Annotated in this window: 15 protein-coding genes; 4 read left to right on the top strand and 11 right to left on the bottom strand. The window is 64.1% G+C overall.

Going from position 1 to position 14835, the window contains the following annotated elements:
- Positions 1-58 precede the first annotated feature (58 nt).
- Positions 59-1624 carry a glutamine-hydrolyzing GMP synthase gene (gene guaA, locus ICJ04_RS10720; RefSeq protein ID WP_188324252.1) on the top strand — a complete coding sequence of 522 codons (1566 nt, stop codon included), beginning with the start codon at positions 59-61 and terminating at the stop codon, positions 1622-1624.
- A 73-nt stretch (positions 1625-1697) separates the two neighbouring features.
- Here guaA and ICJ04_RS10715 read toward each other — a convergent pair whose 3' ends face one another.
- From ICJ04_RS10715 to ICJ04_RS18345, 5 genes are all read right to left on the bottom strand, one after another.
- Positions 1698-4907: a zeta toxin family protein gene (locus ICJ04_RS10715; RefSeq protein WP_188324251.1), complete on the bottom strand. Its 3210-nt coding sequence runs from the start codon at positions 4905-4907 to the stop codon at positions 1698-1700.
- Complete coding sequence (locus ICJ04_RS10710; RefSeq protein ID WP_188324250.1) at positions 4904-5203, bottom strand: hypothetical protein; 300 nt, start codon at positions 5201-5203, stop codon at positions 4904-4906. Before ICJ04_RS10710 ends, ICJ04_RS10715 begins: the two co-directional genes overlap by 4 nt.
- Before the next feature lie 143 nt (positions 5204-5346).
- Entirely contained in the window at positions 5347-5694 is a 348-nt protein-coding gene (locus tag ICJ04_RS10705; RefSeq protein WP_223202857.1) for a hypothetical protein, read from the bottom strand.
- A 102-nt stretch (positions 5695-5796) separates the two neighbouring features.
- Complete coding sequence (locus tag ICJ04_RS10700) at positions 5797-6144, bottom strand: hypothetical protein (RefSeq protein WP_223202856.1); 348 nt, start codon at positions 6142-6144, stop codon at positions 5797-5799.
- A 102-nt stretch (positions 6145-6246) separates the two neighbouring features.
- Positions 6247-6744 carry a hypothetical protein gene (locus ICJ04_RS18345; protein WP_223202855.1) on the bottom strand — a complete coding sequence of 166 codons (498 nt, stop codon included), beginning with the start codon at positions 6742-6744 and terminating at the stop codon, positions 6247-6249.
- A 63-nt stretch (positions 6745-6807) separates the two neighbouring features.
- Between ICJ04_RS18345 and ICJ04_RS10690 the strand changes: the two genes are divergently transcribed.
- Positions 6808-7590 (top strand): 3-hydroxybutyrate dehydrogenase, encoded by a 783-nt coding sequence (locus tag ICJ04_RS10690; protein ID WP_188324249.1) that lies wholly within the window; start codon positions 6808-6810, stop codon positions 7588-7590.
- A gap of 203 nt (positions 7591-7793) precedes the next feature.
- Here the strand turns inward: ICJ04_RS10690 and ICJ04_RS10685 are convergent, their stop codons facing one another.
- Positions 7794-8972 (bottom strand): MFS transporter, encoded by a 1179-nt coding sequence (locus ICJ04_RS10685; RefSeq protein ID WP_188324248.1) that lies wholly within the window; start codon positions 8970-8972, stop codon positions 7794-7796.
- A 111-nt stretch (positions 8973-9083) separates the two neighbouring features.
- Here ICJ04_RS10685 and ICJ04_RS10680 point away from each other — a divergent pair, with 111 nt between their 5' ends.
- Complete coding sequence (locus tag ICJ04_RS10680; protein ID WP_188324247.1) at positions 9084-9530, top strand: helix-turn-helix domain-containing protein; 447 nt, start codon at positions 9084-9086, stop codon at positions 9528-9530.
- A 369-nt stretch (positions 9531-9899) separates the two neighbouring features.
- The gene (locus ICJ04_RS10675) at positions 9900-10646 is read left to right on the top strand and encodes a hypothetical protein (protein ID WP_188324246.1); all 747 of its coding nucleotides are present in this window, start codon (positions 9900-9902) and stop codon (positions 10644-10646) included.
- Between the two features lie 44 nt (positions 10647-10690).
- Here the strand turns inward: ICJ04_RS10675 and ICJ04_RS10670 are convergent, their stop codons facing one another.
- Genes ICJ04_RS10670 through ICJ04_RS10650 form a run of 5 tightly spaced genes read right to left on the bottom strand, consistent with a single transcriptional unit; the run spans position 10691 to position 14779 of the window.
- Complete coding sequence (locus ICJ04_RS10670; RefSeq protein WP_188327294.1) at positions 10691-11560, bottom strand: DMT family transporter; 870 nt, start codon at positions 11558-11560, stop codon at positions 10691-10693.
- A gap of 50 nt (positions 11561-11610) precedes the next feature.
- A complete protein-coding gene (gene murB, locus ICJ04_RS10665; RefSeq protein ID WP_188324245.1) occupies positions 11611-12654 on the bottom strand; it encodes a UDP-N-acetylmuramate dehydrogenase in 1044 nt (347 codons plus the stop codon).
- Positions 12654-13709 (bottom strand): quinone-dependent dihydroorotate dehydrogenase, encoded by a 1056-nt coding sequence (locus tag ICJ04_RS10660; RefSeq protein WP_188324244.1) that lies wholly within the window; start codon positions 13707-13709, stop codon positions 12654-12656. The genes murB and ICJ04_RS10660 overlap by 1 nt, the downstream gene beginning before the upstream one ends.
- 7 nt (positions 13710-13716) lie before the next feature.
- Positions 13717-14487 (bottom strand): class I SAM-dependent methyltransferase, encoded by a 771-nt coding sequence (locus ICJ04_RS10655; RefSeq protein ID WP_188324243.1) that lies wholly within the window; start codon positions 14485-14487, stop codon positions 13717-13719.
- A 7-nt stretch (positions 14488-14494) separates the two neighbouring features.
- Positions 14495-14779 (bottom strand): DUF4190 domain-containing protein, encoded by a 285-nt coding sequence (locus ICJ04_RS10650; RefSeq protein WP_188324242.1) that lies wholly within the window; start codon positions 14777-14779, stop codon positions 14495-14497.
- Positions 14780-14835: the final 56 nt, after the last annotated feature.

Here is a 14835-nt window from a genome sequence, read left to right as displayed (position 1 = left end):
CATACGCCGCTGGTTGCGCTTTCGTACTCCGTTATTCCTCCTGCATCGCCCGGGCATCATGACCAACATCCATACCGACAAGATCCTCATCCTCGATTTCGGCGCGCAGTACACCCAGCTGATCGCCCGTCGCATCCGCGAGCTCGGCGTCTACTGCGAGATCTGGGCGTGGGACCACAACCCGGCCGACATTGCGGGCTTCGGGGCGAAGGGCATCATTCTGTCCGGTGGCCCGGAATCGACCACCCTGCCGGGCGCGCCCGCCGCGCCGCAGGAAGTGTTCGATAGCGGCCTGCCGGTGTTCGGCATCTGCTACGGCATGCAGACCCTGGCCGCGCAGCTGGGCGGTGAAACGGAAGCCGCCGACCAGCGCGAATTCGGCCATGCCGAAGTCAACATCGTGGCGCCGGATTCGCTGTTCGCCGGGCTGAGCGACCACCCGGGCGAGGCACGGCTGAACGTGTGGATGAGCCATGGCGACCACGTCTCCAAGGCACCGCCGGGCTTCACCATCACCGCCACCACCGATCGCATCCCGGTGGCCGCGATGGCCAATGAAGAAAAGCGCTGGTACGGCGTGCAGTTCCACCCGGAAGTGACCCACACCCTGCAGGGCCAGGCGCTGCTGCGCCGCTTCGTGGTGGACGTGTGCGGCTGCGAAACCCTGTGGACCGCCGCCAACATCATCGACGACCAGATCGCCCGCGTGCGGGAACAAGTCGGCGATGACGAAGTGATCCTGGGCCTGTCCGGCGGCGTCGATTCGTCGGTCGTGGCTGCGCTGCTGCACAAAGCGATCGGTGACAAGCTGACCTGCGTGTTCGTCGACACCGGCCTGCTGCGCTGGCAGGAAGGCGACCAGGTGATGGCGATGTTCGCCGAGCACATGGGCGTCAAGGTGATCCGCGTGAACGCGGCCGACCGGTACTTCGCCAAGCTGGAAGGCGTGAGTGATCCGGAAGCCAAGCGCAAGATCATCGGCAACCTGTTCGTGGACATCTTCGACGAAGAGTCCAACAAGCTGAAGAATGCGAAGTGGCTTGCACAGGGCACCATCTACCCGGACGTGATCGAGTCCGCCGGCAGCAAGACCGGCAAGGCGCACGTGATCAAGAGCCACCACAACGTGGGCGGCCTGCCGGAACACATGAAGCTGGGCCTGGTCGAGCCGCTGCGCGAGCTGTTCAAGGACGAAGTGCGTCGCCTCGGCGTCGAACTGGGCCTGCCGCGCAGCATGGTCTACCGCCATCCGTTCCCGGGTCCGGGCCTGGGCGTGCGCATCTTGGGTGAAGTGAAGCGTGAGTACGCCGAGCTGTTGGCCAAGGCCGATGCGATCTTCATCGAAGAGCTGCGCAAGGCCGACCTGTACGACAAGACCAGCCAGGCGTTCGCGGTGTTCCTGCCGGTGAAGTCGGTCGGCGTGGTCGGCGATGCGCGTGCGTATGAGTGGGTGATCGCGCTGCGTGCTGTGGAGACGATTGATTTCATGACGGCGCACTGGTCGCACCTGCCGTATGAGTTTTTGGGGACGGTGAGCAACCGGATCATCAATGAGTTGCGGGGGGTTTCACGGGTGGTTTATGACATCTCGGGGAAGCCGCCGGCGACTATTGAGTGGGAATGAGTTGAACGACAAAGGCGCCGAAAGGCGCCTTTGTCACATGCAGAGTCGCGATCCCCACTGGGGCGCACGCACGTCAACCCATGCTGGCGGCGCGGCTCTGGACACTCTGCTGCAGACGCTGACCTTCCAACTGCTGCTCAAGCTGGTTGGCCTGGGCGCGCTGCTGGGCTTCCCGGCTTACTGCATCGAACTGCTGCATTGATTCCTCCACGGAGGTCTGTGCGGCAAGCGCGGTCGGCATTGCGGCCCGTTGGTGCGCGGGGTCGCTTGGCTCGCCTTGGACCACGAACAGGCTGTGCCCGGCGGCCTTGCCCGGGGTCGCGTTGCTGAGCAGTACGTGGTCTACCCGGTCCAGGTCGTTGTCCTTGGCCAGCACTAGCAGACTGGCCGTCATCCGCTCGCTTGTGGCATCAAAGCTGCGGCCATGCCTGGCATCCAGCGCTTCGACGCCGTCGCGTATCTGCTGATACAGCGAGTGATCTGGATGGCTGGGCTGGCTGGGCAGTACGCACGTGGCTGGTGCTTCGTGCTGCCCGTAGGCTTTCCCGCCTAAGGGCAGCGAGGTCTGTGCGTCCACTGGCGGTTGCGCGCGCGGCCGCTCGTCTTGGGCCACTACCGGCGTGGTGACCGCGGCCTGCAGGGGCAAGGTGGGTTCACCTTGCGCTACCTTTCCGGGACTGCTTGTTGATTGCAAGTGGATCGGCGCCTGCCTGGCTTGCTGCTCCTGGACGTCGACAGTCCTTGATGCGCCGTCGGCCACGTCGACCGGAGCGGGCGAAGCCGGGGAGTCGGTGTGAGCCGAATGCGGATACCACGCGGGAGCGGGGCGCTCAACCGAGGGTGCGACTGCCGGACTCACGGGTCGCTGAGCGTCGGAATGCATCGCCTTGCCCATAGGCAGCGGAGAGGCGGGAGAGGGGGTTGCGTGTTGCGAGGCAGCGGTCGCATCGACGCGCGCTTTCTGCTCGGTTGAATCATTCACCCTTGGAGGCGCTGTCGTCCCAGTTGGCTCCTGTCGTGGCGCTTCGCGACCCGCCGAGTCTCGCACCCGTTCCGCAGGCTCCGATGACGACGGCGCTGCAGGTACGGACGTGCGCTGCTCCTGCACCAGAGGCGGTGTGCCGGGTGCCGATGAAGCGCGTTGCTCGGCCCGTTCGTCGATCACTGCCTGCGGCGCCTGGCGTGCATCGGCGTGCTCGCCGCGAATCTCGGCGACCGCAGCGGCGGCGACCTGTTGCGCCTGCGGTGCAGCGACGCCCAGCCGGTTGGCTTCCTGAGTGGCCTGTTGGTAGGCAGCACGCTCGCCGGGGCTCAGGGCCTCGATACGACGCTCATGCGCACCGGGCGTGGGAGGCTCTTGCTGCTGGATGGTCCGGATCTGCGAGTAGGTGCCGTTCAACTCATCGCGGATGTTCCCCTCGGCCAGCGAATCGTAGATCCAGCCATCATGCAGCCATTCGCCATCATGCTGGTGCTGATAGGTGCGCCCGTCGGAAGCCAGCACGTGGTCGGGATGATTCCGGGCCCACACCACTTCCTCGGGAATCTCGCCATGCTGGGGCCAGCCCTGCGCGGTATACACCTGCTCGTACTGCTTGGCGAAGGCCGCCGAGCTACGTGCGGCGTTGAAGGCCATGATGCCTTGAGCGGTCTCATCAAGATGTGCCGTCCTCGCGACATCGGCTACTTCCACCGTCGTATTCTTGATGCCGTGATCAAGGATCTGATGGACGACTTCACGCCGCCACTCTCCGGTTTCCGGATTGCGCTCCCACGAACGAGAAAGGACGCTGGGTGTATCGGTAGCGTCGCCGGGAATGCTGAAGGGATTGATCGGTTGATCAGGCTCCCGCATCCGCAAGCCAACGGCCATGCTTGAGGCCTGGTAGTTAAGTTGCTGGGTCAATTCGGCATCGGCCGTCAGCAGCCTGGTCGCGCCATAGATCGGGCGATCCGCCTGCGTGCCCACGGTGCCTACGATTTCCCGATCGCTATGCGTCCAGCCCTTTTCAGGGCGCTCGGGATCAAACGTCCAGACCCTGCCGGTGCTGTCGGCCTGGTTGTTGATCTTGTATTTCTCGATCCAATCGACGACTTCGCTGGCGCCCCAGGCACCCAGCCCGGCACCGATGATGCCGGTGACAATCGCGCCGGGGCCGGACTCGATACCCAGCAGTGTGCCGGCCTTGGCGCCCAACGCTGCGCCGGTCCAACCACCGACACTGCGCGCACCCAAATCCAACATCGCGGCTTCCGCACCTGTGCGATTGTCACGCGCGTACAGGTCGGCAATCTTTGTCCCTTCCGTGGCGGCTTCAACGACGGTCGCAGCGGCGCCGCCGATGACGGTACCTCGCACCATGTTTGGACGCACGCGGATGGTGTGGTCGATGGTGCGTGCTTCTCGGATGTTGGGCGTAGTGCCTTCAACAACCTTGAGCGACGCGCGTTCATCGAAAACGGCTGCCGCTGTTGTCGGGCTGACCTTGTCGTTGTTGGGAAGGGTGTCCGCAAGTTCGGCGTGCCAGCGGCCTTGCGCGCGCCAACCATCGCGCAGGTTCTGGGTGGTCCGAGGGTCCTTCAGCCGAACGTCGCGTTCTGCTTCCAGTGCGGCGCCCGGCAGGCGGGTATCGCTATGACTGTCGTAGACCTGCGCGCCTTCGCGTCCGTAGAGCCGAATCTGGACCCCGGTCTCGGCCTGGACCTTGTCCAGATTCCCGGGCAGGGCATCGTAGACGTGTTTGCGCACGTCTTCGGGGACGTAACGGCCGAAGCCTTCGTCGTCCAGGTCTTCAGTAAATCTTCGGTCGACACCAAGTTCGCTTTCCAACCGATGCGCGACAACTCCGCGAATCTCGACTTCATAGCCCTTGGCCTGGAGATCCAAGATCAAGTCAACTGCGCTGTCGCCATTTCCTAGTGTCGTATCGAGGATGAGATTCCTGCGGCCCTCGACAGACGTGGATCGCAGTTCCTTGGCCCATTGGCTGGCATCGTTGTGGGTATATCCTGACCAGGTGTATGGGTGCTGCCGGACAAGGTGCGGAGCATCACGGTGCATCTCCCGCAGCGCATCGGGATCGATCGGGATGGCATCACCAGCAAGTTCTCGAATTGCGGCACGGGCAACGCCGCTCTTGCCAGCCCCTGGCTGTCCAGCGAGGACGATTGCCTTTGGGCGCTCCTGTGGGCTGGTGCTGTGCAGGCCACTGGCCGGAAGCACTTTCTCCAGAAACACCTGCGCATGGGCCTCGTTTGTCAAGCTCCAATCGGGTGCGCTCAACGCTCGAGCTCCCGAAAATAGTAGTACATGGACTCATCTGCTATCCATTGACTTTGGAGGCGCGTCCTAAGCATCAGCCGCTCTTTTTCATGTGCATTGGCAATATCCTCAGGACTCCCAGATGCCTCGGCAGCGGCAAGTTCGCCACTTGCCTCCAAGATGAACGTTCCCAATCTTCCTTTCAAAGCGGAGACTGCATCATTAAATGGCATTAGCGGAATCTGTCGTGACCGTTCGGCTGATCGATTCAGTACTTCCTGCAGTCGTTCGATATGCTCCGGATAGTCCTTGAGCATTTCACGGAGTTTGGCTGGAACTGGAGGCGGAGCTTGAAGCATAGTCGGTACCTATTCGGTGGTTTTGCGCGCTCTCGTTATTATATGTAAGTGCAGAGATGAGTTCATTGCAACTCAAGACTGGCTAGCCAACACGAGAATGGTCAGATGCCTCTGCTTTTGGTCTGGAAGTAGGCCGCTAGATCACTGATGTTCAGCATCCCGCCGCCCCCGCTTCTCGCCATGAACATCAGGTCGAGCTTTTTATTTGCCAGTGCAACGTCCTGTGGATTACCTGACTCCTCGGCGGTAATCAGTTCAGCTCGCGCCTCACCGATAAAGCCACTGAGGTAGTCCTCCAATACCCAGGCTGCGGCTTTAAAGGGCGGGGTGGACTTGATTCTTCTGTCCTTTACCGAATAGAGAGCGTTCTGAAGTCGTTCGATATGCTCCGGGTAGTCCCTCAGCATTTCCCGGAGCTTCGCCGGAACGGGGGGATGGGCTTGAGACATGGTCGGCACCTATTCAGCGGTTTGACACGTTTTCATCAGTATCTGTTCTGGCAGGTACGAGCTCAATGCCACCCACCGCCAGCCAAACAGCGGAAGGAGTCCTCAGGCGCCTCTCCGATTGCGGTCGAAGTAGGCGCGCAGCTCACTCAGATTCGCTAGCCCTATGTTTCCCGACCTGGCAAATGACATCAGTTGTTCCTTTTCTTTAGCTCGTTCAATGGCTTGCGGATTGCCCGAAGCCTCAGCAGCGTCCAATTCAACGCGCGCTTCGCTCTTGAAGGAACTGAGATAGTCCTCCAATAGCCAGACTGCGGCCTCGAAGGGTGGCGTGGACTTGATTCGTCTATCCTTTACCGAATTGAGAGCCTTCTGCAGTTGTTCGATATGCTCCGGATAGTCCTTGAGCATTTCCCGGAGCTTCGCCGGAACGGGCGGGTAGGGTTGAGACATGGTCGGCACCTATTCAGCGGTTTGACACGTTTCCATGAGTATCTGTGGTGGCAGTTACGAGTTCAATGCCATCCACAGCCAGCTGACTATCGCAAGGCGTCGTTAGACGCCTCTGAAATGGAGGTCGAAGTACTCCCAGAGGTCGTCGAGCTTGGCCATGCCACGATTGCTAGACCTAGCGAACGACATGAGTCGCTTTTTCTGATGGGCTTCAGCTATTACCGCTGGGTTGCCCGACTTCTCCGCAGCCTGGAGCTCATCGCTAGCTTCCATGATGAACGCTTCGAGCGTTCCTTCCAGGGCCCAGGTCGCATCATCGAGCGGCATGAACGGAATCTTGCGGGATCGCTCAACCGATCGATTTAGAACTTCCTGCAATCTCTCGATATGCCCGGGATAATCCTCGAACATTTCGCGGATCTCGGCCGGAACAGGAGGGGACCCAAAAGCCATGACTGTCGCCTTTTCAGCAGATCCATGCGGATTCGAGAGTATCCGCACATGCGTTGTTGGGTCCAATGTCATTCGCGACATTGGTTGGGTGGGTTGCCTGCCGCCTTGAGCGGGATTGGAGGCAAGGGGCGCGCCGAGGGAGAGCATCCACGCGTGTCGCGGGATCTACTGAAGCTACACTGGCCACCTGCGCCCCATGGAAGCTCGTCCATGTTCACTGGAAAAGTCGCGGTGGTCACCGGCTCCACCAGCGGTATCGGTCTTGGCATTGCCACGGCGCTCGCACGGCAAGGTGCGGACATCGTGCTGAATGGATTCGGCGATGCGCAGGAAATCGAAAGAATCCGTTCCAGCCTGGAGGCCGAGTTTGGCGTGTGGGTCACACATGATGGCGCCGACCTGTCCCGTGGCGATGCATTACGGGAAATGATCGACCGTGCCGTCGAGAAAATGGGGCGCATCGACATCCTGGTGAACAATGCGGGCATCCAGCACACCGCGTCGATCGAGGAGTTTCCCGTCGAAAAGTGGGATGCGGTCCTCGCACTGAATCTATCGGCGGTATTTCATGCAACGGCGGCTGCCTTGCCGTACATGAAGCAGCAGGGATCCGGTCGCATCATCAACATCGCGTCGGTGCATGGACTGGTTGCGTCGGTGAACAAATCGGCTTATGTGGCAGCGAAGCATGGCGTTCTTGGATTTACCAAAGCGACGGCGCTGGAAACCGCGGGCACAGGCATCACCGCCAATGCCATCTGCCCAGGGTGGGTGCGGACGGCGCTGGTCGAACAACAGATCACCGCATTGGCGGAGCGGGAGGGAGTGGATCAGGAGTCTGCCGCTCGCGCGCTGCTGGCCGAGAAGCAGCCAACGCTGCAGTTCGTGACGCCCGAGCAACTCGGCGCGATGGTGGTCTTCCTGGCCTCGGACGCCGCGGCGCAGATGACCGGCACGGCGCTTCCGGTGGATGGTGGCTGGACCGCCCGCTAGGCATTCCGATGACACGCTGAGCAGAAGCATCGTGGCGCGCGCCTGTGTGCAGGGATCACGGCGCAAGGCCGCCCACCATGGGGCGGCGCTACACCAGCCCTCTGCGATTGGTTCGCGCCCGCCGAGGAGGATCGGCGCGCCCAGGTGCCGCCGACCAAGGCCGAGGGTCGTGCAGCAGACCGGGCAGCAGTTCGTTCGCCGCCTCAGTCTCGCGTGGTCCACCAGAACAGCAGTGCAAGCGCGCTGACTGCCGCGCCCAGCAGGCACACGCCGTGCCATCCGGCATGGGCATAAGTGATCGTGGCGCTGAGCGCACCAAGCCCGCTGCCGACGGCGTAGAACACCATGTAGAGACCGACCAGGCGGCTGTGGGTCTCGGGTCGGTCACGGAAGATCAGGCTCTGGTTGGTGACATGCAGTGCCTGGCCGCCCAGGTCGAGCAGGACGATGCCGATCGCCAGTGCCCACAGCGACCAGCCCATCAACGATAACGGCCACCAGGCCAGCAGCATCAGCATCAGCGCTACGGCGCTGGTTCGCTGGCCCTGCCCGCGGTCGGCCCATTGACCTGCGCGTGCGGCGGCCAGCGCACCGACCACACCCACCAGCCCGAAAGCGCCGATGACGGTGTGCGAAAAACCATGGGGAGGCGCGCTTAACGGCAGCACCAGCGCGCTCCAGAAGATGTTGAACGCGGCGAACATCAGCAGCGCCAGAACGCCGCGCACTTGCAGCACCCGCTCCTGGCGCAGCAGCGTCGCCATGGATGCGAGCAGGCGTGGGTAGCTCATCGGATTCGGGGATGCGGGCAGGACCGGCAGTTGCCGCCATAGCGGCAGCGCGAGCGCGAGCATCAGCAGGGCTGCGCAGAAGTAGACGCCTCGCCAGCCCGCCAGATCGCTGACGCCGCCGGCGAACACGCGTGCAAGCAGCAGGCCGATGAACACACCGCCCTGCGCTGCGCCGACGACACGACCCTGCTCGTGCGGGGCGGCGGCACTCGCCGCATAGGCGATCAGCCCCTGCGTCATTGCCGTGCCCAGCAGACCCACCGCGAGCATGCCTGCCAGCAGGACAGGCGCGGACTGCGCCATGCCGACCACCACCAGCGCGATGACCAGCGCCAGAAGTTGCACGGTCATCAGGCGACGTCGGTCCATTCGGTCTCCCAGCGGGACCAGCAGCAACAACGCGGCGGCACAGCCGACCTGCGTGGCCGTGATCACGCCACCGACCGCGGCATGGCTGATGCTGAAGTCCTGCGCCAAGGTGTCCAACAACGGTTGCGCGTAATAGACATTGGCCACGCTCAGCCCGCTGGCCGCGGCGAGCAGCCCCACCAGACGTCGGGGCAATGAGGTCGAAATGGAGGAGGCACTCATGATCCGAAACCCGCGCAATCTGGTTGCAAAAAAAGACCGGTTGAATGCTCGCGCATGTAGTTTTAAAATGCAACCACTCGCCGTCCGCTTGTTGGACCTTCAGGAGATGCCATGCCGCCGCGCAACGCCTTGAATGACGCGCCGTGTCCCGTTGCGCGCTCTGTGGACCTGATCGGGGATCGCTGGTCGCTCCTCGTGGTCCGCGACGCCTTCGACGGCCTGCGCCGCTTCGGTGACTTCCAACGCAGCCTGGGCGTAGCGCGCAACATTCTCGCCGACCGGCTGCGCAAGCTGGTCGATGCCGGTGTGCTTGAAATGCAGGCCGCCTCTGACGGCACGTCCTATCAGGAATATGTGCTGACGGCGAAGGGCCAAAGCCTGTTCCCCATCGTCGTGGCGTTGCGGCAGTGGGGCGAACAGCATCTCTTCAAGCGTGGCGAGCGCCACTCGGTTCTTGTTGACAAGCGCAGCGGCAAGCCGATCCTGCGCATGGTGCCGCAGGCCCACGACGGCGCTGCGCTGCCGCCCGACGTTACGGAAGTGCGGAAGGTGCCGTAATGCGAGCCCGCTTGCCTGCCCCCGTGGAGCCGGCGAAACGTTGCACCGGTTGGCGCTGAGGCGGGCACGAAGGGGCCTCTGCGCCGCGCCATCCAGATACCACGTTGCACCTTATCTGATAGCAGCAAGACCCCAGCCGACGCATGCTGCGCGACTTGGCGGGCGTCTGTGTCTGACAGGCTGCGACGATCAAGGGCATAGGCCCCACCAATCGACGGTCATGGGGACTATGTGTCGTAAATGACCCGTACGTTGCCGTGGTTAGAGGTCGGAAGGCGACGTCCGGTGGCGTCTGAGGGCCATTTCGACACGCGTTTCTCGTGCGTCTGGGATAGTGCGGATTCAGACCAGTCCGATGGCGGATCGCTCATGACCCACGTGCCCATAGTCCATGTGACCGAGATGCTGGCGCATGCCTTCGGCATTCTTGCGAACACGGTAGTGCCGCAGCCCCACGCGCCTGACCGCGCCGTGGTGCGGTTCTTGATTACTGACCGTGACGGCGCCTGCTGGTTCCTGGACGTGTCTGACGCACGCCAGCGGGCTGCGGATCTGCCCGCAGAAGGCATCCAGTGCGTTGCCCGGCGCTGGGGGCGGTATTGGGCGGTGTTGCCGGCAGAGACGGCAGGCGCGGCCGCTGCGCCGGGGGCGTGGGTGGCTGACCCTGCCAGTGCGGTGGCACGCCCTCGGCTGGTGCTGAACTGCGCCGATGGTCGCGCGCTGGAGCGGGTGGGGAGCTGGCTCACGCAGCCTGCGGGCCTGCCCGTGGCCACCGATATCCTGGGCCAGTGCTTCGTCGAGGCGTGGGCCCGCCATCGCGAGGGGATTGCCGCTGTACACGCCCGCGCGGAGGCAGTGCGCGATGCGCTGGGACACCCAGCGGCAAGTGAGGTGGGCGAGGGGGAGAGGGCCGGGCAGTGGCCTATTGGCAGTGAGGCGTATCGGCACCAGCGCGTGTTGCGTCATCTGGTGGACAGCCAACACATCCTGCTGGGACCGCAGGCCGCCGCGTTTCCGATGCCACAGCGTCGTGCCACGCTTCGTCGTCTGACTGCCCTGCTTGAAGCGGTGCAGGCCAAGGAGATACTGCCTGACACGCTGTGGCGGGCAGGCTGAAGATACGTCGTTACCCGGTTGGGGTTGCCAGCCAGGGGCGGCGCTTACTCGCCCGGCTTGGCCGCAGCGCTCACCGCTGCGCTTTTGGCACGCCGTGCCAGCACCGCCTCACGGTGTGCGATGTAGGCGTTGGAACCGAGGATGATCAGCGCGCCGATTACCGTCCAGCGGTCCAGGACTTCGCCGAACAGCAGCCACGCCATCACGCTCACCAGCGGCAACTGCATGAAGCTGATCGGGGTGAGTGCGGAGACTTCGCCCAGGCGCAACGCGCGCGTCCATAGCAGCTGGCCCAGCGTGCCCAGGACACCGGTCAGCGCCAGCCATAGCCATGCGATGCCGGTCGGCCACACCCAGACGAACAGTGCCGGGATCAAGGACAAGGGCACCCAGAACACATACGTGTAGAACACCACCGTGTCGGCACTGTCCACGCGGGTGAGCTGCTTGATCTGGATCGCCACGATCGAACTGAGCACCGCCGCCGCCACGGCGACCAGGCTGCCGGCACTGAAGCTGCCCGTGCCCGGACGCACGATCACCAGCACGCCGATGAAGCCGATCACCACCGCCGCCCAGCGCCGCATGCGTACCGTTTCGCCCAGCCACAGCACGGCGGCGATGGTGACGAACAGCGGCGTCGAGTAGGACAGGGAAATCGCCTGCGCCATCGGCAGGTGGCCAAGCGCCCAGAAGGCACACAGCATCGAGGCCAGGCCGATCGCGCTGCGCAAGAAGTAGCGAGGCAACTGCTGCGTCTTCAGCGGTGTGCGACCCGGACGCATCAGCATCGGCAGCAAGGCGACCAGGCCGAAGGCATTGCGGAAGAACGCCACTTCCTGGGTCGGCACGTACGCAGTGGCGTAGCGGATGGCCAGCGCCATGAACCCGAACGACAGCGTGCTGCCGAGCATCAGCCACGCAGCGCGCAGCGGCGGCGCGCCGGTGGTGGACAGGGCAGGGGTCACCACTGTGCGCCGATCAGGCGCGGCTCCGGCTCAATGGCGACAGAGAACGTCTCCAGCACGGAAGCCGAAATGCGACGCGCCAGCGCAAGCAGCTCCGCGCCGGTGGCAGTGCCATGGTTGACCAGCACCAGGGCGTGGCTTTCGGCCACGCCGGCGTCGCCTTCGCGGAAGCCCTTCCAACCGCAGTGCTCGATCATCCATGCGGCAGATACCTTGCGCTGGTCCTCGCGCTCGGCCGGGTATACCGGCAGGTCCGGGAAGGTCTGCTGCAGCACCTCCACCTGGTCCACCGTGAGGATCGGGTTCTTGAAGAAACTGCCGGCGTTGCCCAGTTCGTTGGGGTCCGGCAGCTTGCGGCTGCGGATGGCGATCACCGCGTTGGCCACATCCACCGCGCTGGGCAGTTCAACACCCTGGGCCTGCAGTTCTTCGGCAATACCTGCGTAGTCCATGCGCAGTTCGTGCAGCAGCGGCAGCCGTAGCTCGATGGCGGTGATCAGGTAACGCTCCGGTTGTTGCTTGAACACGCTGTCGCGGTAACCGAACGCGCACTGCTCGTTGTCCAGCCGCACCCAGTCGTTGGCCTCGCGGTCCCACGCTTCCACGGTCTGGATGAACTCACCTACCTGCACGCCGTAGGCGCCGATGTTCTGGATCGGCGATGCACCGCAGGTGCCGGGAATCAGGGCCAGGTTTTCCAGCCCGGACAGCCCGTGCTGCAGCGACCACAGCACCAGTTTGTGCCAGTTCACCCCGGCGGCGGCGCGCACGATGGTGTGGTCGGCGCGGTGCTCCAGGATCTCGATGCCCTGGTTGGCGAACACCAGCACGGTGGCGTCCACATCGCCGGCCAACAGCACATTGCTGCCACTGCCCAGCACCAGCAGTTCACCTGCGGCGACCTCGGGCAGCGCCAGCGCGTCGGGCAGCTGGGCCGAATCCTGGATCTCCAGCAGGCGGGCCGCATGGGCCTGCACATGGAACGTATTGAGGCCAAGCAGCGATGCGTTCTCAGTCATCGTCCAACCGGTCGCCACCATCACAGCCCTCCTACCGCGCCACGACTGGGCGCTTCGCGGCGGCGACGGATCGCCTCCACGCATTCCGATACCAACGCAGGGCCACGGAAAATCATCCCGCTGTAGACCTGCACAAGGGCAGCACCCGCTGCCATTTTCGCCACCGCATCGGCACCGGAAGTGATGCCGCCCACGCCGACCAGCGGCATGCTTTCCGGCAGGCGCGCACGCAGGCGGCGCAGTACCAGAGTGGACTGGTCCAGCAACGGCGCACCGGACAGCCCGCCGGCTTCGTTGGCCAGCGGATCCCCCACGATGGCGGTGCGGTCGATGGTGGTATTGGTTGCAATCACGCCGTCCACCTGCAGTTCGGCCAGCACACGGGCGGCCGCGTCGATGTCGCGCTCGTTGAGGTCCGGGGCCACCTTGACCAGCATCGGCACGCGCTTGCCGTGCACGCTGGCCAGCTGTTCCTGGCGATCGCGCAGGCCGGCGACCAGCTGCCGCAACGCGTTCTCTTCCTGCAGCTCGCGCAGTCCGGCGGTGTTGGGCGAAGAAATATTCACCGTGATGTAGTCGGCCAGCGGATACACCTTGTCCAGGCACGCGATGTAATCGTCCAGCGCGTTCTCGTTGGCGGTGTCCTTGTTCTTGCCGATGTTGATGCCCAGCACCCCGCGGCGGTCGCGTGCACGCTCGACATTGCGCACCAGCGCGTCCACGCCGTCGTTGTTGAAGCCCATCCGGTTGATGATGGCGCTGTGCGCCGGCAGCCGGAACAAGCGCGGTTTGGCATTGCCGGCCTGCGGACGCGGGGTGATGGTGCCGATCTCCACCGAGCCGAAGCCCAGCGCGAACAGCGCATCGATGTGCGCGCCGTTCTTGTCCAGCCCCGCGGCCAAACCGACCGGATTGGGGAAGGTCAGGCCAAAGGCAGGGGTCGGCAACGGGGCGATGCGCGGGGCGATCAGGGGCGTGGTGCCGATGCGGTAAGCCGCATCCAGCGCGGACAGGCCGAGGCCGTGGGCACGCTCGGCATCAAGCGAGAACAAAAAGGGACGGGCAAGCGAGTACATGGGCAGATCAGTCCAGCGTGCCGAGGAAGGCACGGGTTTGGTATTCAAATGCCACCCGGCCATCAACGGCGTGGGTGTCGAACAGGGTACGCAGCGCGGCCAGCATGGCATCGTGCCCCGGCTGGCCGACGGTGGGCGCATACGAGGAAGACAACAGCCGACCCTGCAGTGCGTCGAAATCGAGCATCTGCACATTGGGGAAGTGGCCGGTTGCCTGCAGGCCGCCGGCGAACCACTCGCGCATCTGCTCGTCGGTCTGGTAGCGCTCGGCCACGGCGCTGTAGTCGGTGCCGAAATCCAACAGCAGCTGCTCGTAGCCACGCAGGAACGGCGAGGCGTCGAGCAGGCGCGAATTCCAGTACACAAGTACGCGGCCGCCCGGTGCCAGGATGCGCTGCCACTCGGCGCGCACGGCCACGGTGTCGAACCAGTGGAAGGCCTGCGCGGCACTGACCAGGCCCACGCTGGCGTCGGCCAGCCCGGTCGCTTCGGCGGTGCCGTCGATGGCGCGGAAATTCGGGTATTCGGTGCCCAGCCAGGTCTCTGCGGCCGCGCGCATGGCGGCGTTGGGTTCCACTGCGATCAGCGGATGGCCGGCGGCCAGCAGCATCTGGCTGGAGATGCCGGTACCGGCGCCGATGTCAGCCACCAGCGCTTCATGCGGCACGCCCTGCTCGCTGTGCAGCCACTGCAGCAGGGCAGGCGGATAGCCGGGTCGGAAGCGGACGTAGTCGTCGACGCGGTTGGAAAAACGGGATGCGGATGCGGGGGTGCTCATGCCCACCTCATGAGTTCATGTGGGCCAACCAGGCCAGGCCGCCGAAGAACAGGATGAAGGCACCGACGGCCAACAGCGCGCCGATCACCATGACGTAGCCCAGGATCAGCCCGCCGATGGCCATGCCATCGCCGTCCAGTTCGTAGGGGCGGCGACGGATATCGGCACGGGCCATGTGGCCGGTGATGATCGCCCCGATGCTGGCGATGAAGGGCAGCACAGTCCAGCTGCAGATCCCCAGGACCAGGCTGGCCACGGCCAGTCCACTGGTTTGACGGTTAGGCACGCTCATGCGGGACCTCCTTGGTGGAGCGCCCATGATAGAGGTTGTGGCTCGACAAGCCCATG

Origin of the sequence: Stenotrophomonas sp. 169 (assembly GCF_014621775.1) — a bacterium.
Lineage (GTDB): Bacteria > Pseudomonadota > Gammaproteobacteria > Xanthomonadales > Xanthomonadaceae > Stenotrophomonas.
Note: the sequence above shows the minus strand (reverse complement) of the source record. Positions and strands in the feature narration are given on the sequence as shown.

Bases quoted from the DNA above. Each gene is read 5' to 3' on its own strand.
- ICJ04_RS10705 (WP_223202857.1), bottom strand. From the start codon at position 5,694: ATGTCTCAAGCCCATCCCCCCGTTCCGGCGAAGCTCCGGGAAATGCTG.
- ICJ04_RS10670 (WP_188327294.1), bottom strand. From the start codon at position 11,560: ATGCTCGGCAGCACGCTGTCGTTCGGGTTCATGGCGCTGGCCATCCGC.
- ICJ04_RS10655 (WP_188324243.1), bottom strand. From the start codon at position 14,487: ATGAGCACCCCCGCATCCGCATCCCGTTTTTCCAACCGCGTCGACGAC.
- ICJ04_RS10690 (WP_188324249.1), top strand. From the start codon at position 6,808: ATGTTCACTGGAAAAGTCGCGGTGGTCACCGGCTCCACCAGCGGTATC.
- ICJ04_RS18345 (WP_223202855.1), bottom strand. From the start codon at position 6,744: ATGCTCTCCCTCGGCGCGCCCCTTGCCTCCAATCCCGCTCAAGGCGGC.
- ICJ04_RS10700 (WP_223202856.1), bottom strand. From the start codon at position 6,144: ATGTCTCAACCCTACCCGCCCGTTCCGGCGAAGCTCCGGGAAATGCTC.
- guaA (WP_188324252.1), top strand. From the start codon at position 59: ATGACCAACATCCATACCGACAAGATCCTCATCCTCGATTTCGGCGCG.
- ICJ04_RS10680 (WP_188324247.1), top strand. From the start codon at position 9,084: ATGCCGCCGCGCAACGCCTTGAATGACGCGCCGTGTCCCGTTGCGCGC.
- ICJ04_RS10675 (WP_188324246.1), top strand. From the start codon at position 9,900: ATGACCCACGTGCCCATAGTCCATGTGACCGAGATGCTGGCGCATGCC.
- ICJ04_RS10660 (WP_188324244.1), bottom strand. From the start codon at position 13,709: ATGTACTCGCTTGCCCGTCCCTTTTTGTTCTCGCTTGATGCCGAGCGT.
- murB (WP_188324245.1), bottom strand. From the start codon at position 12,654: ATGGTGGCGACCGGTTGGACGATGACTGAGAACGCATCGCTGCTTGGC.
- ICJ04_RS10650 (WP_188324242.1), bottom strand. From the start codon at position 14,779: ATGAGCGTGCCTAACCGTCAAACCAGTGGACTGGCCGTGGCCAGCCTG.
- ICJ04_RS10710 (WP_188324250.1), bottom strand. From the start codon at position 5,203: ATGCTCAAGGACTATCCGGAGCATATCGAACGACTGCAGGAAGTACTG.
- ICJ04_RS10685 (WP_188324248.1), bottom strand. From the start codon at position 8,972: ATGAGTGCCTCCTCCATTTCGACCTCATTGCCCCGACGTCTGGTGGGG.